At 59.9% G+C, this 23437-nt stretch carries 17 protein-coding genes and 1 tRNA gene; 2 read left to right on the forward strand and 16 right to left on the reverse strand.

Translation table 11 applies throughout. The features are described from left to right. Positions 1 to 35: 35 nt before the first annotated feature. The 15 genes from HMPREF2942_RS03150 to sdhC all read right to left on the reverse strand — a co-directional run bounded on the left by HMPREF2942_RS03150 (position 36) and on the right by sdhC (position 19553). Complete coding sequence (locus tag HMPREF2942_RS03150; protein ID WP_070688359.1) at positions 36 to 920, reverse strand: Cof-type HAD-IIB family hydrolase; 885 nt, start codon at positions 918 to 920, stop codon at positions 36 to 38. A 614-nt stretch (positions 921 to 1534) separates the two neighbouring features. Continuing rightward, positions 1535 to 1608: transfer RNA gene (locus HMPREF2942_RS03155), tRNA-Leu, on the reverse strand. A 260-nt stretch (positions 1609 to 1868) separates the two neighbouring features. Next, on the reverse strand, positions 1869 to 3254 hold the full coding sequence (locus tag HMPREF2942_RS03160) for an NAD(P)/FAD-dependent oxidoreductase (RefSeq protein WP_005506850.1): 1386 nt from the start codon (positions 3252 to 3254) through the stop codon (positions 1869 to 1871). A 456-nt stretch (positions 3255 to 3710) separates the two neighbouring features. Then, positions 3711 to 5315, reverse strand: a complete 1605-nt coding sequence (locus HMPREF2942_RS03165; protein ID WP_070688360.1) for a S8 family peptidase — start codon at positions 5313 to 5315, stop codon at positions 3711 to 3713. 63 nt (positions 5316 to 5378) lie between these two features. Further along, on the reverse strand, positions 5379 to 6332 hold the full coding sequence (locus HMPREF2942_RS03170; RefSeq protein WP_070688361.1) for a Ppx/GppA phosphatase family protein: 954 nt from the start codon (positions 6330 to 6332) through the stop codon (positions 5379 to 5381). A gap of 152 nt (positions 6333 to 6484) precedes the next feature. Next, positions 6485 to 7084, reverse strand: coding sequence for a DUF501 domain-containing protein (locus tag HMPREF2942_RS03175; RefSeq protein WP_049341514.1), 600 nt, complete (start codon positions 7082 to 7084; stop codon positions 6485 to 6487). A gap of 85 nt (positions 7085 to 7169) precedes the next feature. Further along, a complete protein-coding gene (locus HMPREF2942_RS03180) occupies positions 7170 to 7814 on the reverse strand; it encodes a septum formation initiator family protein (RefSeq protein ID WP_070688362.1) in 645 nt (214 codons plus the stop codon). A gap of 223 nt (positions 7815 to 8037) precedes the next feature. Further along, positions 8038 to 9318 (reverse strand): phosphopyruvate hydratase, encoded by a 1281-nt coding sequence (gene eno, locus HMPREF2942_RS03185; protein WP_005506838.1) that lies wholly within the window; start codon positions 9316 to 9318, stop codon positions 8038 to 8040. Positions 9319 to 9689: 371 nt separating this feature from the next. Continuing rightward, complete coding sequence (locus HMPREF2942_RS03190; RefSeq protein ID WP_044150737.1) at positions 9690 to 10436, reverse strand: nucleoside triphosphate pyrophosphohydrolase; 747 nt, start codon at positions 10434 to 10436, stop codon at positions 9690 to 9692. Positions 10437 to 10524: 88 nt separating this feature from the next. Then, positions 10525 to 14259, reverse strand: coding sequence for an ornithinee aminotransferase (locus HMPREF2942_RS03195; protein WP_070688363.1), 3735 nt, complete (start codon positions 14257 to 14259; stop codon positions 10525 to 10527). A 248-nt stretch (positions 14260 to 14507) separates the two neighbouring features. Beyond that, on the reverse strand, positions 14508 to 15758 hold the full coding sequence (locus HMPREF2942_RS03200) for an amidohydrolase (RefSeq protein WP_049352135.1): 1251 nt from the start codon (positions 15756 to 15758) through the stop codon (positions 14508 to 14510). A gap of 242 nt (positions 15759 to 16000) precedes the next feature. Continuing rightward, the gene (locus HMPREF2942_RS03205; RefSeq protein ID WP_005508960.1) at positions 16001 to 16789 is read right to left on the reverse strand and encodes a succinate dehydrogenase iron-sulfur subunit; all 789 of its coding nucleotides are present in this window, start codon (positions 16787 to 16789) and stop codon (positions 16001 to 16003) included. 1 nt (position 16790) lies between these two features. Next, positions 16791 to 18554, reverse strand: coding sequence for a succinate dehydrogenase flavoprotein subunit (gene sdhA, locus HMPREF2942_RS03210; protein WP_049338687.1), 1764 nt, complete (start codon positions 18552 to 18554; stop codon positions 16791 to 16793). Between the two features lie 51 nt (positions 18555 to 18605). Beyond that, positions 18606 to 19091, reverse strand: coding sequence for a succinate dehydrogenase hydrophobic membrane anchor subunit (locus HMPREF2942_RS03215; RefSeq protein WP_005506820.1), 486 nt, complete (start codon positions 19089 to 19091; stop codon positions 18606 to 18608). A 3-nt stretch (positions 19092 to 19094) separates the two neighbouring features. Further along, positions 19095 to 19553: a succinate dehydrogenase, cytochrome b556 subunit gene (gene sdhC / locus HMPREF2942_RS03220; protein WP_005506819.1), complete on the reverse strand. Its 459-nt coding sequence runs from the start codon at positions 19551 to 19553 to the stop codon at positions 19095 to 19097. Between the two features lie 346 nt (positions 19554 to 19899). On the opposite strand from sdhC, the gene HMPREF2942_RS03225 reads away from it, so the two are divergent. Then, on the forward strand, positions 19900 to 21009 hold the full coding sequence (locus HMPREF2942_RS03225) for a mannose-1-phosphate guanylyltransferase (protein WP_049341767.1): 1110 nt from the start codon (positions 19900 to 19902) through the stop codon (positions 21007 to 21009). Between the two features lie 285 nt (positions 21010 to 21294). After that, the gene (locus HMPREF2942_RS03230; protein ID WP_371326331.1) at positions 21295 to 22707 is read left to right on the forward strand and encodes a hypothetical protein; all 1413 of its coding nucleotides are present in this window, start codon (positions 21295 to 21297) and stop codon (positions 22705 to 22707) included. Between the two features lie 104 nt (positions 22708 to 22811). Here the strand turns inward: HMPREF2942_RS03230 and HMPREF2942_RS03235 are convergent, their stop codons facing one another. Continuing rightward, positions 22812 to 23390, reverse strand: a complete 579-nt coding sequence (locus tag HMPREF2942_RS03235; protein ID WP_070678646.1) for a 2'-5' RNA ligase family protein — start codon at positions 23388 to 23390, stop codon at positions 22812 to 22814. Positions 23391 to 23437 lie beyond the last annotated feature (47 nt).

The raw sequence follows: 23437 nt of genomic DNA on the forward strand, positions 1-23437 counted from the left end.
ATGCAGACCCTCCGGCGCACCTCTTTGTGAAGCGTCTAGTGCGAAGCTTCCAAACGATCCAGGAGTTGCTCCAGATAATCCAGAACTGCTTGCTCCTCGTTCGAGCCGATCACCTCGTCAGCAGCATTCCGCACAACCTCCGGGGCGTTAGACATGGCGACACCCCAGCCCGCATAGCGGAGCATCTCCATGTCATTCTCGCCGTCACCGAAGGCAAGAATGCCCGCAGGGTCAGCATCCAGACGCTCGCACAGGTCCTTCAGACCGGTCGCCTTGTTGACACCGGTGCGCACCAGGTCAATGGCACCGAAGCCGCTGACCATCGGGGTAACGGTCTGCGGAAGAACCTCACGCAAGTAGACGCTCAGTTGCTGCGTCTGCTTAGGCGGAGTCAGCAGCGGGAACTTAATGGGTGCACCCTCAAAATCTTCAATAGAGTCAACCATGACCGAGCCGGGGAAGAAGAACGCCGCAAAGTCCTCCAGGGTGAGGGTTTCGGGAAGCTCCTGACCGGTGTCTTCAAAATAGCCGCGAATCATGTGCACAATCTGATCGCAACGATCCTTGGGCAGGTAAATACCCTCGGTGGTGCACACCAGCAGACCGATCTGGTCCAGCCCCTGCACTACCTCAATAATGCGCGGGATATCCTCTTCCTCAAAGGGATGCACGGCAAGCTGACCGCTGTCATCGGCGAGGTACGCGCCGTTCTCAGCAATGTAGGTGAGGCCCTGGTCCTCGAAACCGCGCATATAGTCCTGTAGCTTGGCATGGGTATTTCCGCTCGCCACGACGAAGTGGATTCCATGCGCCTGCAGGCGGGGCAGGATGCGCGCGAACCGTTCGGTGTCGAAGGTTTTGGAGTCGGTGAGGAAGGTGCCGTCCATATCGACGGCAATGATGGAGGGTTTAGTCTGCATGCTGTGCCTTTCTGACTCTGCTCCCCCGTTCAGGCAGGGGTGCGTCTGTGGCTGTGTCTCTTTATAGGGTCTCACGTTTTTTGAGCTCCGGAAGACGGTTCGCGGGTGTTTTAGGGCGTGGAGCCCCGTCACAAAACGTCATCTAAACCCCCTGTTTTGCACTCTTTTTCTCCACAAACTAGACTTACTTGAAGTGTAAAACTTTACTTGTCAAGCTTGAAGGCATGAACAACACCACGAAATACAGCGGCGCAGGCAAGTTCTCCATCGACGCGCTCGTGACCGCGCGCCGCAAGTAAGCTTTGAACCGCCTCCTGCCTCCACACATGACCGAGGCAGGCAATCACCTGCAGGTTCACCAGACTTCACCGCCAGCCGTCCTGATTCCGGCAGAGGACGAGCTCTTCTATCCGCGGTGAAGAGAGTGCGCGGAATGCCATAGCCCGCACCGCCACTCCACGATGCCCCCGATAGTATGGGTCGGGGGCATCGCCTTTTAACTTCCAAACAGCAAACCCCAAACCTGTAAACCTTCAGACACGCAAGCGGCGGCCCCTCCCCCACGGGAAGAGCCGCCGCCTATCTATACCGCGCATCTACGCGTGTCTATGCAGTGCCCCCACTGGGACTCGAACCCAGAACACAAGGATTTTAAGTCCTCTGTCTCTGCCAATTGGACTATGAGGGCGTATCCCGAACAGTCCGGGACACAAATATTTATTATTCCACGAAAACGCACCCGAATCTAAGCAGAGACACATTTCAAACAGTTCCCCGCACCCCACCGCAGCAAGCATCACGCAAAAGCGCTGGTGGGGAGCTAAGCTAGACAGCTCGCAAGCATCCAGGCGCAAAATAGGCGGTGCGGAAGACCAAAGTCTTCCGCACCGCCCATTGCTTTTATCTCAAATGCGCTATCCCAGGGGCGTACCCCTAAGTCAGGCTATTTTAGAGCTTTGCCTTCTGGCGTGCCGGTGCAGTACCGGTTGCTTCCTGGAATGCCAGGCGCGGGGAACGCTGGTGGCGAATCGAGGAGGTGTCGCGACCGAAGATCTGGTTCAGAGCCCAGGTGGTCATAACGCGAACGGTACGCTCGGTGGTGGGGATTGCAGAGCCGTGGTAGCCGCGGTGCATGATCCATGCCAGCGGGCCGCCAATGGTCTTGCCCTTGAAGTTTGCAACGCCCTTCCACAGGCCCAGACCTGCCACAACACCAATGGTCTCGTGGTAGTAGTCGGTCAGGGGCTCGCCGCGGCGAGCAGCCAGCAGGTTCTTAGCCAGAACAACAGCCTGGCGGGAAGCGTGCTGAGCGTTGGGAACGCAGAAGCCGCCCACGCCGCCACCGGAGAGATCCGGAACAGCTGCGTTGTCGCCTGCAGCCCAAGCACCCTCAACCACGCCGTCGTCGCCGGTGACGCGCAGGTCTGCGCTCACGCGAACGCGGCCACGCTCGTCAATCGGGAAGTCGGTGTTCTTCAGCATCGGGGATGCTGCCACGCCTGCGGTCCAAATCAGGGTGTCGGTCTTGATCTCGCCTGCGGGGGACTTGTCAGCCATGTTGATCAGCTGCAGGTTACCGTCGGTTGCGTCGGAGAGGGAGGTGTTCAGCAGGATCTCGATGCCGCGCGCACGCAGCTCTGCAACGACCTTCTCTGCACGGTCTGCGGGAACCTCGGGCATGATGCGCGGTGCAGCCTCAATCATGACGAAGTGCAGGTCGGAAACGGAAAGACGCTCGTTGCGCTCCACAGCAACGCGTGCCATGTCCTCGAGCTCGGAGATGGTCTCAACGCCAGCGAAGCCACCACCAACAATGACGAAGGTCAGGGCACGGCGACGTGCCTCAGCATCACTGAGCATGGATGCAACCTCGATGCGGTCCAGAACCCAGTTACGAACAGAAACTGCCTCTTCAATGGTCTTCAGACCGATAGCAACCTCTGCCAGACCCGGAATCGGGAATGCACGGGTCACTGCGCCTGCGCCGAGGACGATCTCGTCGTACTTCAGCTCGAAGGGCTCACCGTTGTCGGTGGGCTCCACAACAGCGGTGCGGTTTGCGTGGTCGATGGAGACAACACGGCCCGGAATCAGCTCGGTGTCGCGCAGGTGCTGGCGCAGCGGCACAGTTGCGTTACGGCCTTCCATGGAACCTGCTGCAACCTCGGGGAGGAAGGGCTGGTAAGTCATGTAGGGGTTCGGCTCAACGATGGTGACAACGCCACCGGTCTCCTTGATAGCCTTCTGGATCTTCTTAGCAACGGTGAAGCCGACGTAGCCGCCACCGACGATCAGGACGCGAGGACGGTCCTGTGCCACCTTAGTGAATGCCATTTTGTTACTTCCTAGTCTTTAGGTACCGAGGTTCGGTAGCCCCGGTAGGGTGGTATGTGCAACTTTCGGGTCGTTCCGAAAGCTCCCCTGACGAACAAAGCGGCCCGCTCTGGAAGTCCTTGCGCAACGCGAAGTGGCTAGCAGCACGAGCCTGTCTATCACATACCTGTTATCTTCTATTTTACGCCTTTGTTTAGGTAATTTCGCACTTATGCCGTCTCAGGGCGCACACTAAGTTAAAAGTTTTGCGCATCTGAACGGGGTTCACCCCTTAATGGTGGTTACGGTCAAAAACACCCTTTCTGATTTTTACGCGGCGTGTTCGATATTTTCGTTTATTACTGCTTATCCTGCCAGAACCCCCAACCCAAACAATAAAGCCCGGGGCCAACTCAAAAGTCAGCCCCGGGCGAACAGAAAAGCCACTGTACAACAGAAAAACGTCATCAAACAGTACTAACGAGAGGTCCGGCGAGTACCCCGATGAGACCCCGGATGATGCGCCGCCGCACGAGCCATCCGCGCAGCCTGCCCCGCACTCACATGCATCCTATGCAAACGATGCACCGAACCAGCCGTAATAATCGTCAGCCACAACGTCAGCGCCGCCAAAATCACCGGCGGCAACCAGCCACGATCCTCCGGAGGGCGACGCGCATCCGGCGCAGCCGCTTTCACAATGCTCTCGCCCTCCTCATGGACCGGCGCAGCATCGCTAGGAGTCGGATCGCTCACCTGCCGCTTACGGTGCACCGCAATCCACTCAGAAATAGAACCCAACGGATTTGCAGTCACCGTAGGCGCCGCCAAAGCCATCGCATCCTGCGGATTGAAAATACCGTAACCATACAAAGGGTCACGGCCCGTCACGCCAGCATCATCAGCCGAAGCAATCAAACGCTGAGCCAACTGAGCCGCAGACTCCTTCGGATACTTCTGCTTCAACAACGCCGCAACACCCGTCACCAAGGGCGCAGCAGCCGAAGAACCCGACCAAATCATGTACCCGTTACCCGGAGCAGCCGCAATCATATCCGTACTCGGAGCAACCACAGCAATCGAAATGCCCTGAGTCGACGAGCCCTCAGCAACAGCCTTCTTCCGGTCAATACCACCAACCGTCAACACGCCAGGAATCGTCGCCGGAGCACCAACCTGCGTCAAGCCGCTACCGCGGTTACCCGCAGCCGCAACAATCAGCACGCCCTTCTGCTCAGCGTAGGCAAACGCCTCATCCCAGCTCTGCGGCCAGCTCGTCTTATTCGAGCCAATCGACATGTTAATAATCTGAGCCCCATTATCGACCGCGTAACGCACCGCCGCCGGGATCTGCTCATCAATGCTCTTACCGCCGGTCGTACCCATATTCAGCGAAATCGGCAGAATCTTCGCATCGGGAGCTACACCAATCACACCGGTCGGCTTACCCGGCTGACCTGCAATTGCAGAATAGCCCCGCGTATCGTGACCGTGACCGGCAATCAGAGAAGCGACCTCCGTGCCGTGCATCGGCTCAGCGCCCAGGCCCTTCCAGCCGTCCTCGCTACCAACGCCCGAGGCGTCATAACCGCGCAGAACATTACCTTCAAGATCCGGGTGGGTGCCGTCCACGCCCGTATCAATCACAGCAACCGTCACGCCCTTACCCGTAGCCTGCGACCACAAGGACGTAATACCGTACTCATTCAGCCAATACTCACGCTGACGAACATCATCACCATTCGTGGTTGACGCGCCCTGACTCGGAGTCGCCGAAGTCTTCGGAACCGCAGTACCCGACGGCGAAGGAGTCGCCGTCACCTCCCTCTTAGGGCTCGGAGACGCAGAAGCGGAAGGAGTCGGGTCCGTCGCCCAGGCAGCAGGCGCCAGCGGGGTCCACAACGGCAGAAGAGTCAACGCGGCACTGGCGCCCAAAGCTGCACCCTTACGGATGCGGCAAGTAGCGCCTCGGTCAGAACCAACCGAGGCGCGCACACCACATACACGAGACGCACAGGCGAAAGACGGCGCAAAAGACCAGCCGGTCAGGGGCATACCTCGCCGACGCTCAGAACGAACCATTAAAACTCCTCAAGCTGAGCCGCGCCGTGAACCACCATCGGTTCACGGCGCGAGCGCTCAAGCCTACAGCTGGGACAGAGCGATACCGTCCAGAATGTCGTGCTCGCTGACGGTCACCGAATCCACGGCACCATCAGTCATCTCATTCAGACGGGTCAGGATGCGGGCGTAAATCGTCGCGCCAGCACCAATCACATCCACCCGGCCGGGGTGCATGTAGCCGAGCTCCTCACGCTCGGCACGGCTCAGCGAAGCCAACCAGCGGGCAGTCTTCTGAACGGTCTCCACCGAGAAGCTCTGAGCGTTAATAGCCTCAGAATCGTAGCGGTCCAGACCCAGCGCAGCGGCAGCCACAGTGGTCGCGGTACCAGCCACAGCCACCACGCGGCGTGCATCCTGCAGGGGCACCGTCTTACGCGCCACGTCGAGAGCCTCGTCAGTATCAGCCTCAACGCGAGCAATCTGCGACTCGGTCGCCGGGGCGCTCATCATGTGACGCTCAGTCAGACGCACACAACCAATATTGACGCTGCGGGAAGCCTTCACGCCCGACTCGTCACCGAGCACGAACTCAGTCGAACCACCGCCCAGGTCGAACACCAGGGTGTCGCCATCGCCGTAGCCAACAGCACGCACCGCGCCAGCGAAGGACAACGCAGCTTCCTCATCACCGCTGATGACCTCGGGCTCAATACCCAGAATCTCGCGGATACCGTCCACGAATACCTGGCGGTTACCCGCATCGCGGGTCGCACTGGTCGCCACAAAACGTACCGAATCAGCGCCGTGCTCCTTCAGCAACTGCGCGTACTCACGAGCCGCAGCGAAAGTACGGTCCAGCGCCTCCTGCGCCAGCCAGCCGGTCGCGTCCACACCCTGACCCAGACGCACAATGCGCATCTCACGCACAACGTCCTTCAGGACGGTCTTCTCGACCCCGTCCACCACCTCAGTAGTGGAATCAGCAATCAGCAGGCGAATAGAGTTCGTACCGCAGTCAATCGCACCAACGCGCACGGTGGGTTCCTTTCAGGTCTTCAATACCAATCAGTGCCAAAGGCAACGCGAGCGCCGCAGGCGAAAAATTTTCGCTTTTCGGCGCTCTTTCTTCTATCTATTATGCGCCCGCACCGTCCTTCAAGACGATGCGGGCGCACCAGAATCAATATTTAGGCTTCTTCACGCCACGCAGGGTCGCAGGAGCAGACCTCGGGGGTCCACCACTCGGCGATAGCGTCCAGGCCGCGGTCACCCATCGGGTTCACGCCGCGACCCACCGACAGGGTGTGGCCGATAACGGCGTGCAGGCACTTCACGCGGGTCGGCATGCCGCCGGCAGAGATGCCGTCAATCTCCGGGACCTCTTCAGTGCCGCTGATTAGGCGGATGCGCTCACGCTCAGCCAGGTAGTTCTCGTGCGCGGCAGCGTACTGTGCCGCCAGGTCCGCGTCCTCAGCCAGCGAGTCGGTCATCTCGTACATCAGGCCGCCCGCCTCCAGGCGGGAAGCCGCAGCGGTAATCACCGGATGCGCCAGGTAGAAAACGGTCGGGAAGGGGGTGCCGTTGCTCAGGCGCGGCGCGGTAGCAGCCACGAGCGGGTTACCGCACACGCAGCGTGCCGGAATCTCAATCACGTCGCGGACCTTACGGCCCAGCTGCGCGGAGAGAACACGGATGTCCTGCTCGGTGGGGGTCAGGGTTTCAACAGTTACGCCGAAGCCGCCGGGGGTGCGTGCCTTCAGCTCTTCAATGGTGTTTTCGGTGCTCATAATCCTAAGTTTCTGGTACGAGGGGTCACCTCGTCCGCTTATGCCGGGTGCTTGCCAGGGCGGGGGTTCCTGCCGGTGGCTGGGGCTAGTTCTTCTCGAGAGAATTCCAAACCTTCGTGGTCCAGGCTTCCTCGGGGGCGTTCTTCGCGTTCGCAGAAGTACCGTCCGCCTTCGTGGAGTCCTCGGTAATGCCGGTGACCACGTAGGGGGTGTCGCCGGGGTTCACATAGTAGAGGCGGCTACGTGCCTGCTGACGAACGTAGTTGTCGTCGTTCCACCAGGTCTGCTCCGCCTTCAGCTGGGCGTTCTCCTGTTGCAGCTGGGAAATGTGCGTGTTGATCTGCTTGATTTCCCGGTCCTGGTCAATGTAGGTGACCACCGGGTATGCGGTACCGAGCGCAATCACGCCCACCACAACAGCGGTCAGGAAGCTACGACCGGAGAACATATGAGCCGCCACGGGGGCATCGTATCCGCCCTCTTCGCGGCCCTGCTGGGCTGCGGCGCGGCGGCGGGCACGCTCCTCACGGCGAGCCTGCGCCTGACGTTCACGCTCGGGGTGACGCTGGTTCAAACCCACGCCGAAGAAAAGGGCACTAGCCTTTTTCATCAGGGAAGTGCGGGCTTCCTTTGCGGCGCCTCGCGATTCTTCGGAGGCGGTAGCACCCTGAGCGGGTGCAGTGGAACTCTTAGAGTGCGACCGGGTCTGCTGGTTTGCTCGCTGGCTCATTGCCCTATCCTTCGTTCCGTTCTGTACCGCTAAACGCTTCCTTCATATTCTACCGGGTTCAGAGAGCTTCCCCAGCTCTATGTTGCAAGCGATACATTCTACCCTGCCACGGCATACCTGAGCTGATAGACCGCACACAGAGAAGGAGGCGGTGCCACTCCCCTACGGGGTAGCACCGCCTCCCTGGCGTCTAACCGCTCACGCGGTCGGATGCTTCAGTAACTTATGCCTTGAAGCGGGGGAATGCGGACTTGCCAGCGTAAACAGCTGCCTCGCCCAGCTCTTCCTCAATGCGCAACAGCTGGTTGTACTTAGCAACGCGCTCGGAACGTGCGGGAGCACCGGTCTTGATCTGGCCAGCGTTGGTTGCAACAGCCAGGTCAGCGATGGTGACGTCCTCGGTCTCACCGGAACGGTGAGAAACCATGCAACGGTACTCGTGGCGCTGTGCCAGCTCCATTGCGTCGAGGGTCTCGGTCAGCGAACCGATCTGGTTCACCTTCACGAGCAGAGCGTTAGCTGCGCCCTCTTCGATACCGCGAGCCAGACGCTCGGGGTTAGTCACGAACAGATCGTCGCCAACGATCTGGACCTTGTCACCGATCTGCTCGGTCAGGGTCTTGTAGCCCTCCCAGTCGTTCTCGTCCAGGGGATCCTCGATGGAAACCAGGGGGTACTTTGCAACGAGGTCAGCGTAGTATGCGCTCATCTCAGCTGCGGACTTCTTCTGGCCCTCGAACTCGTATGCACCGTCGTTGTAGAACTCGGAGGATGCAACGTCCAGTGCCAGTGCAACCTGCTCGCCCGGCTTGTAGCCAGCCTTCTCGATTGCCTCAACGATCAGGTCCAGTGCAGCTGCGTTGGACTCCAGGTTGGGTGCGAAACCACCCTCGTCGCCCAGGCCGGTTGCCAGGCCGCGGTCGTGCAGCACGGACTTCAGGGAGTGGTAAACCTCAACACCTGCGCGCAGAGCGTCAGAGTAGTTGTCGAAGCCGATGGGAGCAATCATGAACTCCTGGATGTCAACGTTGGAGTCTGCGTGAGAACCACCGTTGAGGATGTTCATCATGGGGACGGGCAGAACGTGAGCGTTCGGGCCGCCGAGGTACTTGTACAGGGGCAGGTCAGCGGACTCAGCAGCAGCCTTAGCAACAGCCAGGGAGACACCCAGGATTGCGTTTGCGCCCAGCTTGCCCTTGTTGTTAGTTGCATCCAGAGCAATCATGGCTGCGTCAACAGCGCGCTGGTCGGAAGCCTCAATGCCGATGACCTCTTCAGCGATTTCTTCGATAACAGACTTCACTGCGCCCAGAACGCCCTTGCCCAGGTATACGGACTTGTCGCCGTCGCGGCGCTCAACAGCTTCCCACTCACCGGTGGATGCGCCCGAGGGCACAGCTGCGCGTGCGAAAGCACCGTCTTCGAGCAGAACCTCAACCTCAACGGTCGGGTTGCCACGGGAATCCAGGATCTGGCGTGCGTGAACTGCGGTAATAACAGCCATGAATTGTTCTCCTTATGAGATGTCAAGGATGTGAACGGCTCACCCGGTAGTGGACAAGTCGCGTCCCCTAAATTCTAGCAAAACTCCCACACAAACACACTAGTTGCCACCGCTTTTTTATTGCCTTAATGAAGGTTTCAATAACCCTTAGTCAGGCGCTACAAAGCGGAACAAGACCCACACTCCCCCACATTGGGAGGGTGTGGGTACTCGACCAAAGCACAACATGAGCCCAAATGCCGGGGCATGTGCCACGAGCATACTCACGGCCGCCCAACACAACCCCAAACAAACAGAAGGCGCTTTGAAATCTCTTATTCCCTCAGAGAACAGATTTCAAAGCGCCTCACAGAAGAACTCAACCAGCGTTTCTAATAGCTCGGCTCATCATGCGTATGCTGAGCAATATAGCGGCGAGTGTACGAACGCAGGGCACGCTCCGGATCCAAACCATTACGCTGTGCGCGGCTCACCAACGCAAAGAGCAACTCACCGAATTCCTCTTCAGTGTGCATATAGCGCAGGTCGTCCTCCATGCTCGTAGGCTCCGGCGGCAGAATAATACCCGCCTTACGTGCCTTCACAGCAGTCTTCTCAGCCATAGCGAGCGCCGGCAGATGCGGCGGAATACCGTCCAGCGCGCCACGGTCGCTCTTCTCCTTCTTCTTCAACGCATCCCACGCCGCCTGCTGCTCAGCTGCGGTGCGGGGCGCCTCCGAAGAGCCCTCAGACTCAGCCGTGAACACGTCCGGGTGGCGCGAACGAAGCTTCTGCACCAGGCCCTCAACCACCTGCACGATGTCGAAGCCCTGCGGGTTTGCCGCAGCAATATCGGAATGGAACACCACCTGCAGCAGCACGTCGCCCAGTTCCTCACGCAACAGCGGCATATTCGGCTCTCCACCGGTTTCTACCGCCTCGACAACCTCGTAGGCTTCCTCCACCAGGTAGCGGATTAGGGAGGCATGAGTCTGCTCAGCATCCCACGGGCAACCGCCCGGTGCACGCAGCAGCGCCATGGTTTCCACCAGGGCGCCAAAAGCTTCAGCCGCGCGGGCAGCAGTGTCCTGAACGTTCTGCGCCGCAGAAGCCTCAGGAGTATTAGGGGTATCAGTCATAACAATCTTCCTCATCGAAAAAATGACAAACATAGCACGCCGCGCCGACCCCCACACGGGGAGCCGGCGCGGCACACCTTACAAGGTTTTAGAGGTTCCAGTGCGAAAGCGCGCTCGTCATATGAGCCGGGATCTTCGAACCCAGACGCGGGAACATGCGCAGCTCCTCAACGTAACGCTCAGCATCCAGCGGACGCGGGTAGGTGACAAACGCCTGCTCATTCGCATAATCGAATGCCGCCTGAACCGGCACGCCCGGGGTGAAGGTCAGGCTCATAGCCAGCGGCGAGCCCTCGCCCTCGCTGTACGAGTCGGTCTTCAGCGCCGGGATGTCCAGCAGGGTTTCGGGAATCAGCTCGAAGGTACGGACCTGCTCCCAGAAACCGTTGCGGCGCACGTGGGTCAGGGCGTCGTAGTAGGAGCCGAGGGCACGTACACGAATCAGCACGGTGGTGGCATCCTTTGCGGTGCCGTTCTCGCCGAAGAGGTGCTCGACAACCGGCGCCAGACGCTGAGCGACCTGAGCCTCGGTCAGAACCAGGTTGCCGGCTGCCAGCTGAGTCTCCGAGGGAACCAGCGGGCTCTGCACCGCGGCGGAGGGGGTGTCCGGCTCAGCCACGATGGTGGGTAGCTGGTTGAGCTCGCTCAGCGCGGATGCCGAGATGCTGGAGGAGATACCTGCCGGGGTGCTCTCCGGCAGGGCAACCGGGGTGGTCGCCTCGGAGGCGGGTGCCGCCTCTGCTACCTCTGCTGCCGGTGCTGCCGGGGCAGTCTGATCGGTAGCCTCGGAGGCGGGTGCAACCGCTACGGGAGCCTCAGCAATCTTAGCCGCGGGGGCCACCTCAACGGTCTTGAGCTCAGCGGCCTTCTCAGCGGGCTCTTCCTGAGCGCCGGTAGCCTTCGCCTCAGATGCCTTTGCCTCGGCAGCCTTCGTAGCGGCGCCGGCGGTGCCCACTGCGGCAGCTGCGGCAAGAGCACCAGCCAGGCCGGGAGCCACAGATGCGCTCTCAGCGGCAGGCTCAACGTCTACGAGGGCAGGTTCCTCGGCGGGCGCTTCAGCGGAAGCGGCGGAGGTTTCCTTCTCAGGCAGCAGTTCAGAGTCGTCCAAGAACGCGGGCAGGGCGGGCTCTTCGGAGCTCTCTGCGATCGGCTCATCTGCAGCTTCTTCAACGGGCTGGGTGCGGTCCAGGGTGAAGGACTCAGCAACCACGGGAGCGGCAGCCTTCTGCTCCTCGGCAGCCAAAACTTCCTCAGCCGAAACTTCCTCAGCGGGTGCTTCCTCAGCAACTGCGGGGGCTGTTGCTTCCTCAGCGTCCAGCTTCTTCTGAGCGTTGGCGACAATGGTGGCCAGGGCGGCTTCCATGTCTTCGCCGGGCTCTACAGAGTCCTCGGCAGATGCCTCGACTACCTCAGCGGCAGATTCTTCGGCATGCTCGGTTTCGGGCTCTACGGTAGCCGCACCGAAGACCGGGTCGTTCTCGTAATCGTGCTCGAACTCAGCTTCAACCGGCGCAAACTCAGCCTGGGCAGGCTGGGCGGCAGGCTGGGCAGAAGCTTCAACAGCCTCCTCTACGTCTTCCTTCTCCTGCGCAGAAGCGGCAGAACCAGCCACAGCAGTACCGGCAGCGGCAAGACCTGCAGCAGTCAGCAGACCCGCGGAGGCACCCTCTTCAGCAGTCTCAACTACAGGCTCTTCAGCAGCTTCGGCAGCTGCCTCAGCCTCGTTCGCAGCCTGCTTCTCAGCGAGTTCAGCCTCAACCGGGTCAACACTCTGAACAGCAGCTTCCTGAGGCTCATCCTGCGAGGTAGCCTCAGCGGCCTCAGCGGTCGCAACGGGCTTAGCCTCAACAGCGGCACCTTCCAGCAGGAAGCTCTCGCTAATAGTCTGACCATCCACAGCACCCAGGTACGATGCGTGAACCTCCAGGCCATCACCCAGGCGCGGCTTCAAAGAGACAGCCGCACGGTTCCAGGTTGCGCCGACCTGCTGAGCCTCGGTGTACAGTGCCGCAACGGGTGCAAACCAGTCAACACCGGGCACGACAATGCCGGTTTCAACCTCACGGCCGCGGTGCAGCAGACGGTAGTGCATATCCTCATCAACCTGGCGCAGTTCCAGGCTCATGGTGCCCGAACCGCGGGTGCGCATAAGCTCCGCAAGGCCGTGGAGAGCACGCTGCTCGGGGAGCGCGGGCAGGGTTGCCGCGCCCTCAACGGGCTCGCTCAGGATGATGGATTCGGCAACCAGTTCAGCTTCGTCTTCGCTGAGCTTCTGCTCAGTTTCCTTCAACTCAGCAACGGGCTCCTCAGTGGAGTCATCACGAGCAGCAGACTCGTGCTTCTCTGCTTCCTTCTTATCGATGCCCTCTGCGGTCAGCGCGACGCTCTGAGAGGTACCCTTTTCGGTCTTCTCCTCAGCCTTTTCAGCCTTTTCGGTCTTTGCGGTAGAGGCAACGGCAGCTGCAGCAACTACGGGGGCAGCAACAGCGGAGGCGTCAAAGATCAGCTCTGCGGTGTTCTCTTCTTCAGCGTCGAAGTCCTTAGCCGCGGGCGCTTCAGAGACGGACACGTCATGCTTCTCCTCAACGGATACGGCGGAGAGCAGCTCGGTCTCATCAGAGACCGCGTTTTCTTCCTCAGTAAGTTCAGATGCCAGCAGCTCAGGCGCCTCAACGACAGCCTCAATCGGCTCTTCCTCAGTAGCGGTAGCAGGCTCTACAACTTCTTCTTCACCTGCGGTGAGGTCAACGGTCTCCTCGGATTCGAAGTCTTCAGCAGTCTCAGCAACAGTTGCGGATACCTCAGACACATCGGTGTCCTCAACAGATTCAGTAGCTTCAGCGGGCTCAGGTGCCTCAGTAGTTGCCTTGTCAGCAGCAGTTTCCTCAGCGATCGCCTCATCGGAAGCAACCTCTACAAAGGTCTCCTCTTCGCTGTCCAAGGTGATGCCCAGGCGTGCCGCGTAGGCTGCCGCCAGATCGTCCAGACCGGCGTTCTGCGCCTCGGTCACGGCGGCATGGGTGCGGGCTGCCTTCATATCTTCAACGGTATGAATTTCCTCAGCTTCAGATGCAGAATGAGCGTTCTCAGACTTGTTCTCGGAAGCTTCTACAACAGCCTCGGCAACCTCAAGCTCTTCGCGGCCCTCTGCCTCGTCTGCAGTATCTGCATCGGCCTCAGCATCCTCAGCGGCAGTATTCTCAGCGGCAGCTTCTTCGGTGTTCTGGGCACGCACAGCACGCAGGTGCTCCTCAAACTGGGAACGTGCATCCTCTGCAGCGTCCTTAGGCTCCTGCACCTCGACAGATGCATCCTCATCTGCAGACTCTTCGTCATCGCGCAGGAACGCGGGCGTTGCGGGCTGAGCAGCCTCAGCAACCGGGGCGTCATCTTCTTCAACGTCCTGGGCCTGAGCTACCTGCTCGGCCTCAACAGGCTCCTCAGATTCCTGGGGGAAAGCACCAAGCGCAGCCAGCAGGCTACGACGCTCCTGCTCCTCCGCCTGATCCTCAGTCAGCTCATCAGTAGCGGAAGATTCTTCAACCTTCTCATCGCCGTGCAGAAGGGCACGCTTGAGATCCTCAACAGCGCGGTGCTCCTCATTCTGCTCTTCATCGTGGTTCTGCTGGCGTGCGCTTTCAGACTTCACGAAGCGGCGCAGGGAGTCCTCCCACTGCTGCTGTTCCATAATCTTCTGGCTCAGTCGCGCGTTCTTGGGAGCGTCTTCGCTTACCTGTTCCTTCTGGACCTTAGCAGTTTCGGCGCTCTGTTCTTCGCGCGACTGCTCATCCAACTTCTTCTTGCCGATTCCAAAGAAGCTCATTGGGTGTCCTCCTCCGGCGTGCGCCGTGTGATGATGCGCCACCTCCTTCATCCCCCGCAGGTGTGTGGGCACGGGGTCGGAAACATGACGCAAATGTCCTCATAATCCTTTTAATTCTATCGCGTGCATAGAGTTTCACCCCGCTACTCGGTGAGAGGTAACGGGGTGAAACTTCTACACTTTTCAAGGCTTAATGCGGCTATAGAGTCGCGCCTTCAAGACTGCAGAATAAGCTTTCGAAAAGCTCTTTAGCGTGCCTCATCGCGAATGGGGTTTGCAGCCTTCGCCGCCTTCGCCAGCTCAAAACGGACGGCGCGTAGCGCGGTTGCCGCCATAACACGCACACCAATACCGATCGCCTGCTCGCTCGGGGCGTAATCACCCTGATGCAAATCGTAGGTGGGATCGCCGGGGGCGCGGGTACCCAGACGGAACATGGAGCCGGGAACTTCCTGTAGCATCCAGGCGAAGTCTTCTCCGCCCATGGACTGTTCAACCAGCACAATCGAGTCTTCGCCCAGCTCGGCGCGAGCCGCGTTCTCCAGCATGGTGGTTTCCAGGTCGGTGTTCACGACCGGCGGCACACCGCGGATGTGCTCCACGCGCGCGGTCACGCCGAAGGGTACGGCGACCTGCTCAATCACTTCGTCCAGCATGTTGCCTGCCTGACGCCATACCTCAACGTCCAGGCAACGCATGGTGCCCGCCAGGTAGCCCTCGGCGGGGATAGCGTTGGGAGCAACACCGGCACTGACCTGACCCCAGGCAACCAGCACGCCCGAACGTACGTCGGTGCGGCGGGTCAGCACGGCGGGAACCTGCACAGCAATCTGGCTCATCGCGTAGATGAGGTCTTCGGTCAGGTGCGGGCGAGAAGTGTGGCCGCCGTGACCGCTCAGGTGAATCTTGATGGTGTCGGATGCGCTAGTAATCGCACCGATACGGGTACCAATCTGGCCCAGGTCCACCTTCGGGTCGCAGTGCAGGGCAAAGGCACGCGGAATGTCCTTGAGCAGACCCTGAGCAATCATCTGCACGGCGCCACCGGGAAGCTGCTCCTCAGCGGGCTGGAAGAGAATACGGACGCTACGGCCCAGCGGGGTCTTCTCGTTCAGCTCGTGCAGCGCCAGTGCCACACCGAGCATAACGGTCTGGTGAATATCGTGGCCGCAGGCGTGCATCACGCCGGGTACGGTGGAGGCGTAGGGCAGACCGGTCTGCTCAACAATGGGCAGAGCATCAATATCGGCGCGCAGAGCCACGGCGAAGGGGCCGCTTCCGATATCGACGTAGCAGCCGGTGCCTTCGCAGGCGACGGGGTTCATGCCGGCTTCTCGCAGTCGGTTCATGAGGCGCTCAGTGGTTGCGATTTCGCGGAAGGAAAGTTCCGGGTTGGCGTGCACTTCGCGGCGGAACTGCACGAGGGTACCCATCGTGCGCTCCACCCAGTCGTCGAAGACGGGGGTGGACAAATCGTAGCGAGAATTAGCGAAAACCATACACAGTAGAATAACGCCGCCCGCCGGGGTTTACCTACCCGCTGTCCCTTTCTGACAGCACTCGAGAATATCTATGACTTTATGACAGATTGTGAAGAATACTCCCACCCGCCGAAGCCCCGAAAATGCTCTGCCCCACGATTTTGTTGCCGGCCTTTTTTGTTAAACGACTCAAGCCGCCACCCGGTGTGGGTGACGGCTTGAATCGTCAATGCTGTATCAGCTGATACCGCGTACTCAGATTAGAGCGAGCGGCTCAGGATTGCCTGCTTCACCTCGGCAATAGCCTTGGTAATCTGGATGCCACGGGGGCAAGCCTCGGTGCAGTTGAAGGTGGTACGGCAACGCCATACGCCTTCCTTGTCGTTGAGGATCTCCAGACGCAGGTCGCCTGCGTCATCGCGCGAGTCGAAGATGAAGCGGTGTGCGTTCACGATAGCGGAGGGGCCGAAGTACTGACCGTCGGTCCAGAAGACCGGGCAGGACGAGGTACATGCTGCGCAGAGGATGCACTTGGTGGTGTCATCGAAACGTGCACGGTCCTCAATGGTCTGCAGGCGCTCACGCTCAGGCTCGTTCGAGTCGTTGATGAAGAACGGCATAATCTCGCGGTATGCCTGGAAGAAGGGCTCCATGTCAACGATGAGGTCCTTTTCGCAGGGCAGACCCTTGATGGGCTCAACGGTAATCGGCTTGGTCAGGTCAAGGTCCTTCAGCAGGGTCTTGCAAGCCAGGCGGTTACGGCCGTTGATGCGCATTGCGTCCGAGCCGCAGATGCCGTGTGCACAGGAGCGGCGGAAGGAGACGGAGCCGTCTACTTCCCACTTGATCTTGTGTAGAGCATCCAGCACGCGGTCGGTGCGGTACATGGTCAGCGGGAATTCATCCCAGTACGCCTCGGAGGAAACTTCCGGGTTGTAGCGACGAATCTTGATGACCACATCGTAGGTGGGGATGGAGTCGGAGTCGCCGCCGGTCATACCCTCAAACAGCTTGACGGATTCCGGTTCGGGGAGTTCGTTTTCAGCCATTTTAGTACTTACGCTCCTTCGGCTCGTAGCGGGTGTAGACAACGGGCTTGGTTTCGAATCGCAGACCCTTGACACCCTCAAACTCGGATTCGGGGTCGAGGTAGACCATCGAGTGCTTCATGAAGTTAACGTCGTCACGCTTGGGGAAGTCCTCGCGGTAGTGACCACCACGGGATTCCTTACGGTGCAGTGCACCAACGGACATGACCTTTGCCAGCTCAATCAGGAAGCCGAGCTCAACAGCCTCGAGCAGGTCGAGGTTGAAGCGCTTGCCCTTGTCCTGGATGGCGATGTTCTTGTAGCGCTCTTCCAGTTCAGCAATAGTTGCCAGTGCTGCGCGGATGGTCTCGTCGGTACGGAACACCTGCATGTCAGCTTCCATAGCCTTCTGCAGGTCTGCGCGGATAGCGCCGACCTTCTCGGTGCCCTTACCTTCGAGGATGCCGTTGAGCATGTTGAGAACGCGATCTGCTGCGTCGTCCGGAACCGGTACAAACTCAGCGGATGCTGCGTACTCTGCTGCCTTGCGGCCTGCACGCTTACCGAACACGTTGATGTCCAGCAGGGAGTTGGTGCCCAGACGGTTTGCACCGTGGACGGACACGCAAGCAACCTCACCAGCTGCGTAGAGGCCGGGGATGGTCTCCTTGCTGTTGTGGTAGACCTCGGTCTCGTTGTTGGTGGGGATACCGCCCATTGCGTAGTGCGCGGTGGGGAACACCGGGATGGGCTGGTGGTGCGGTTCCACTGCCAGGTAGGTACGAGCGAACTCGGTAATGTCCGGCAGCTTCTCGTCGATGTGGGAGGGCTCCAGGTGGGTCAGGTCCAGCAGCACGTAGTCCTTGTGGGGACCGCAACCGCGGCCTTCGCGCACCTCGTTTGCCATTGCACGTGCCACGATATCGCGGGGTGCGAGGTCCTTAATGGTGGGTGCGTAGCGCTCCATGAAGCGCTCACCGTCAGCATTACGGAGAATACCGCCTTCACCACGAGCACCCTCGGTGACGAGAATGCCCAGGCCAGCCAGGCCGGTCGGGTGGAACTGAACGAATTCCATGTCCTCCAGGGGCAGGCCTGCACGCAGTGCGATAGCCATGCCGTCACCGGTGAGGGTGTGTGCGTTGGAGGTGGTCTTGAAAATCTTGCCACAGCCGCCGGATGCGAAGATCACGGACTTAGCCTGGAAGACGTGGACCTCGCCGGTTGCCAGGTCGTAGGAGACGACGCCGGCGGGGCGGGGCTTACCCTCTTCGTCCTTGACCAGAATCAGGTCGAGAACGTAGAACTCGTTGTAGAACTCCACATTGTGACGAACGCAGTTCTGGTAGAGGGTCTGCAGAATCATGTGGCCGGTACGGTCAGCTGCGTAGCATGCGCGGCGCACAGCAGCCTTACCGTGGTCACGGGTGTGACCGCCGAAGCGGCGCTGGTCAATGCGGCCTTCGGGGGTTCGGTTGAAGGGAAGACCCATCTTTTCCAGGTCGAGCACAGCGTCAATAGCTTCCTTAGCCATGATTTCTGCTGCGTCCTGGTCGACCAGGTAGTCGCCACCCTTGACGGTGTCAAAGGTGTGCCACTCCCAGTTGTCCTCTTCAACGTTAGCCAGAGCGGCGCACATGCCACCCTGTGCCGCACCGGTATGGGAGCGGGTGGGGTATAGCTTGGTCAGTACCGCGGTGCGAACTCGCTGGCCGGCCTCAATGGCGGCACGCATACCTGCGCCACCGGCACCGACGATCACTACATCGTACTTATGTACCTGCATGATGTTCTTTCTGTGTTTTAGATGTTTTCGTTTGTCTCGGATACGTCGCCGTTAGCGTGCCGAGCAGAAGCTGGGGAGCAGTTCAGCCGCTGCGCCGGAGGGGCAGGGGTCGAACGCGAAGATGGTGAGGGTACCAACCAGCAGGACGAATGCGCATGCTGCGAAGAGGATCACCTTCAGCCAAACGCGCAGGCGGTCCTTCTCTGCGTAGTCATCGATGATGACGCGGATGCCGTTAGCACCGTGCAGCATAGCCAGCCAGAGCAGCAGCAGATCCCAGACCTGCCAGAAGGGGTTCGCCCACTTGCCGCCCACGAAGCCGAAGTCGATGGCGTGGATGCCGTCGCCGACCATGAGGTTGGAGAACAGGTGGCCGAAAATCAGCACGACGAGTACGACGCCGGACAGGCGCATACCCAGCCAAGCGAACATCTCAAAGTTGTTGCGCTTGGAGGAGGAGCGGTTGTACTTCACACCGTCGATGCGGTTGTCACGCAGACGGGGTACATAGGTGCGGGGCTTAAGCGGAGTAGCCATAGTTTAGTGACCTCCCATGTGCGAGAAAACGATCGGCAGGTGACGCGCTGCGAAGCCCGCAACGGTAATTGCCCAGAGGAAAAGCACAACCCAGAGAATCTTGATGTGCGTGTAGGTTGCCTTCTGGCTGATTTCGACGTTGCCGTCCTTGTTCTTCGCCTGAATGTGCTCCACGTGCGAGTTGGTTGCCTTACCCCAGAAGTCAATGAGGATAATGCGAATACCGTTGAACGCGTGGTAGACGATGGCGGCGACAAGCGCGGTCTCACCCAGGCCCATGATGGGGTTCTTGTACAGGCTCAGTACACCGTTGTAGGCCTCCGGGGAGATACGCACGACGGCAGTATCTAGGATGTGTACAAGAAGGAAGAAGAAAATCGCGATACCGGTAATGCGATGAGCAACCCAGGACCACATGCCCCAGCGGCCGCGGTAGAGGGTTCCTTTAGAACCATTCAACACTGAATAACCTCCTGCTGCGACGGCGAGCTTCCGGGTTCTGATGGGTCATTGTGATCCTCAGCTTCCGGGCATGACTGTGTGCTCACCGACTGCTTTTGTTCGTCTGTTACTTCCAAGATATCAGGTAAATTCACAGCTTACTGACACCCTGTTTAGGGTTTTTTTACAGGTTCCAAAAGCGAATTAGAGCATGTTTTTATTACCATATCGCCTACTTCCCTGTGTTTGTGCGGGACTTACCTTAACCTAACCTCAAACATCGCCTAAATGAGAGCCGCCTGACACTTTTTTGTTAAAACCTAAAAGAATTCGATATATGACAAATTCACCCGCTATTCTTGAAGCGATGAATACTGCACTCACTCGATTCCGCCCGCTTATTCCTGCCGGCGGTGTTGGCTCGCGTTTGTGGCCCCTATCCCGCGCGCACGCCCCGAAATTCCTACTCGACCTCACCTCGTCGGGCAATTCCCTGTTGCGTGACACCTACGACCGTCTCATCGATCTCAGCAACGGTTCCGTCATGGTAGTTACCGGCACTTCGCACGCCAATGCGGTTACCCAGCAGATTCCTGAACTGCGTGCCGCTGACCTGGTACTGGAGCCCTCCCCCAAGGATTCGGCTGCAGCTATCGGCCTGGCTTGCGCTATCATCCACCGCCGCGAACCGGACGCCATCATTGGTTCCTTCGCAGCTGACCACGTCATCAGCCCGGTGGACGAATTCCACCGCGTGGTGACCGAAGCTGTCATCACCGCGGCAACCGGCAAGATTGTCACCATCGGCATTACCCCCACCGAGCCCTCCAGCGCGTTTGGCTACATTCACGCCAGCGAGTCCCTGGGCATCGAAGGTGCTCCCAACGCTCAGGCTGTGGACACCTTCGTGGAAAAGCCGGACACCGCTACCGCACAGAAGTACCTGGATTCCGGTGAGTACACCTGGAACGCAGGCATGTTCGTGGCGCCGGCAGCCCTGATGCTCAAGCACCTCGAGGCGAACGAGCCCGAGCTATACGCAGGCATTATGGAGATCGCTAATGCTTGGGACACCCCCGAGCGTGAGGCTGTTATGGACCGCGTGTGGGAGACCCTGCCGAAGACCGCTATCGACTACGCTGTGGCTGAGCCCGCAGCGGCAGCAGGTGACGTCGCAATGGTTCCCGGCTCCTTCAGCTGGGACGACGTTGGAGACTTCGACGCCGTGGCGCGCCTGAACACCGAGAAGAGCGGCGAAGAGCTGACCATTCTCGGCGAGAAGGATAACGTGATTAACCACGGTTGCTCCGGCATCGTTGTTGCAAACACCGAGCGTAAGATCTCCATCATTGGTCTCGACGACATCGTTGTGGTGGATACCCCCGATGCCCTGTTGGTCGCACCGCGCTCCAAGGCACAGGCCGTCAAGGATGCTGTGGGCGAGGTCAAGGCACGAGGCCTGAACAACCTCCTCTAAATTCTGGCCCTGAGCAGGTACATGAGCCTTACTCGAGCAAAAGATACCTCTAGAAACCGGCTCTCTTCTTTTCGGAAGGGAGTCGGTTTTCTTATGCCCTAATGGGTCATTTTGCGGGTAGATTCAAGGCTTTCACCTAGTGGGGCGCGGAAGGATGCTCCCTGCGGCTGGGCGGGGGTCGGAATGCCTTACGCACCCGGCGTGGGCTGCGCTTCCAGACTCTGATACGAGCCAAGGATCAACCGCTATAGAGAACCATTCTCATGTTACTCTTGGTGCATGCACATGACCCGTAAGTTTTTCCTCACCCGCGCCGGCGCACTCGGCGCAGTAGCCGCACTCGCCCTGACCGCATGCGGCTCCCAGACCACCCAGACCGGCCAGAATACACAGACCAGCCCCAGCGCCTCCACCTCCGCGAGCGCAACCCCCGCCCCCATCACCGAAGGCAAGGGCGCGGCAAGTCGCGTCGCCATCACCTACGACGGTGGCGTGCTCGTCTATGATGCCAAGGACATGAAGCTGCTCGCAGACATCCCCAAGGAAGGCTTCCTGCGCCTCTCCGACGCTGGCGATAACCGCCACCTCGTCGTTGCAGACGGCAACAGCTACACCTTCCTGGACACCGGCGTATGGTCCGTAGCGCACGGCGACCACTCGCACTACTACACCACTTCCCCGTCGCTGTCTTCGCTGTCTCTGGCGGCTGACCACACCGGTCACGTCATCAAGGACAACGGCAAGGTCGCGGCATTCGCTGACGGCACCGGCTCCTTCGCCGTGTACGATCCGGCGAAGCTGACCCATGACAAGCGCACCGCCTCCTCCCTGGAGACCACCACCGTCACCCTGCCGAAGCCGCACCACGGCTTCGCAATCCCGCTGCCCAACGACCAGTACCTGGTAGCGGTCGGCGACTCGAAGACCCGCACCGGTGCCGCTGTTGTGGATGCTCAGGGCAAGACCGTCACCGAGAGCCCCGCCTGCCCCGGCGTTCACGGTGAAGCTATCGCCAAGGACGGCGCGTTCTCCATCGGTTGCACCGACGGCGCGCTGGTCTACAAGGACGGCAAGTTCACCAAGATCACCAATCCCGAGGACCCGTACTCGCGCTCGGGTAACCAGGCCGGTAAGGCTGACTCCCAGTACGTTCTGGCGGACTACAAGACCGACAAGGACGCTAAGCTGGAGCGCCCCGAGAAGTTCTCCATTATCGACACCGTTGCGGCAACCCGCACCGTCTACTCCCTGCCTTCTGGCGTGAGCTACACCTTCCGTTCGCTGGCTCGCGGCCCCCAGGGTGAGGCGCTACTGCTGACCACCGACGGTAAGCTGCGCGTCTTCGATCCGGCGACCGGTGCCGAGCTCGGCTCCGTACAGCTCATGGAGGCGTGGACCGAGTCTGAGACGTGGCAGGACGAGCGTCCGGCACTGTGGGTGGACGGTAAGACCGCCTACGTGACCGACCCGGCGACCAAGAAGCTCATTGCGGTGTCCCTGTCGAACCCGGCAGCACCGAAGGAGCTGATGAGCGTGGAGCTTCCGAAGACCCCGAACGAGATCCTGGGTGTCTCCTCCTCGAACGCTGCACCGGTTGAGGCTGAGGCACACGGCTCTGAGGCACACGGCGCTGCTTCCTCCTCGGCTTCGGCTGACGCGCACGAGTCCGGTAAGGCTCATGAGGGCCACTCCCACTAGGGCTCTCACGCTGAAATAAACCTAGCGAAAACGTAAAGAGAGATGCGACCGATAGCTTATCGGTCGCATCTCTCGTTACGTATTCCAGGCTTATACGCCAGCTCCTAACGCAGCGGCAGAACGCTAATCTCTTCCCAGTCCTGCCCGTCATAGGAGTAGCAGTGCAGGTGATCCACGGTGAAGGTGCGCTGCTCGGCAGGCAGAGCATCAAACACCTCACGGGCGTTCGCCACCTGCTCTTCCGTGAGCCCGTGACCCAGGGTCACGTGCGGCACGTAGGGGAAGGACGCCGCGCCGGCACCGAATAGCTCAACCAGCTTCTGGTGAATCTGCTCGAACTCGGCCCTACCCGCCTCCAGGTTCAGGTACTCCACCTCGGTGACCGGGCGGAAGGAGTGCACCGAACCCCAGCGCGCCTCAAAACGCGGCGTGTCCAGCGCGTCGCGGAACTGCGGGGACTGCACCTCAGCCATTAGAGACTCGTTCAGCTCCGTCAGGTACACGGTCACGTGGGTACTGATAGGCGCCACCGCACCACCGGCTACCGCGCGCTTCCACTCTTCCAGGCGCTGAACATTCTCACCGCTCACGTGCGCAATAACGCTCAGGTAGCGGCGACCGGGTTTCAGGGTCGGGGATACAGGAGCCGTCGTGGGGCTCGAAGAGTTCTCTTGTGCTGTCATCTCAATCGTGCAGGTAATGCGGCGTCTCAGCCGGACTGGCTGAACAG

The organism is Rothia sp. HMSC071C12, from assembly GCF_001813895.1.
GTDB lineage: Bacteria > Actinomycetota > Actinomycetes > Actinomycetales > Micrococcaceae > Rothia > Rothia mucilaginosa.

Bases quoted from the DNA above. Each gene is read 5' to 3' on its own strand.
- HMPREF2942_RS03230 (WP_371326331.1), top strand. From the start codon at position 21,295: ATGACCCGTAAGTTTTTCCTCACCCGCGCCGGCGCACTCGGCGCAGTA.
- HMPREF2942_RS03195 (WP_070688363.1), bottom strand. From the start codon at position 14,259: ATGAGCTTCTTTGGAATCGGCAAGAAGAAGTTGGATGAGCAGTCGCGC.
- HMPREF2942_RS03200 (WP_049352135.1), bottom strand. From the start codon at position 15,758: ATGGTTTTCGCTAATTCTCGCTACGATTTGTCCACCCCCGTCTTCGAC.
- HMPREF2942_RS03160 (WP_005506850.1), bottom strand. From the start codon at position 3,254: ATGGCATTCACTAAGGTGGCACAGGACCGTCCTCGCGTCCTGATCGTC.
- HMPREF2942_RS03235 (WP_070678646.1), bottom strand. From the start codon at position 23,390: ATGACAGCACAAGAGAACTCTTCGAGCCCCACGACGGCTCCTGTATCC.
- HMPREF2942_RS03180 (WP_070688362.1), bottom strand. From the start codon at position 7,814: ATGAGCCAGCGAGCAAACCAGCAGACCCGGTCGCACTCTAAGAGTTCC.
- HMPREF2942_RS03225 (WP_049341767.1), top strand. From the start codon at position 19,900: ATGAATACTGCACTCACTCGATTCCGCCCGCTTATTCCTGCCGGCGGT.
- HMPREF2942_RS03150 (WP_070688359.1), bottom strand. From the start codon at position 920: ATGCAGACTAAACCCTCCATCATTGCCGTCGATATGGACGGCACCTTC.
- HMPREF2942_RS03190 (WP_044150737.1), bottom strand. From the start codon at position 10,436: ATGACTGATACCCCTAATACTCCTGAGGCTTCTGCGGCGCAGAACGTT.
- HMPREF2942_RS03205 (WP_005508960.1), bottom strand. From the start codon at position 16,789: ATGGCTGAAAACGAACTCCCCGAACCGGAATCCGTCAAGCTGTTTGAG.
- eno (WP_005506838.1), bottom strand. From the start codon at position 9,318: ATGGCTGTTATTACCGCAGTTCACGCACGCCAGATCCTGGATTCCCGT.
- HMPREF2942_RS03165 (WP_070688360.1), bottom strand. From the start codon at position 5,315: ATGGTTCGTTCTGAGCGTCGGCGAGGTATGCCCCTGACCGGCTGGTCT.
- HMPREF2942_RS03175 (WP_049341514.1), bottom strand. From the start codon at position 7,084: ATGAGCACCGAAAACACCATTGAAGAGCTGAAGGCACGCACCCCCGGC.
- HMPREF2942_RS03215 (WP_005506820.1), bottom strand. From the start codon at position 19,091: ATGGCTACTCCGCTTAAGCCCCGCACCTATGTACCCCGTCTGCGTGAC.
- sdhA (WP_049338687.1), bottom strand. From the start codon at position 18,554: ATGCAGGTACATAAGTACGATGTAGTGATCGTCGGTGCCGGTGGCGCA.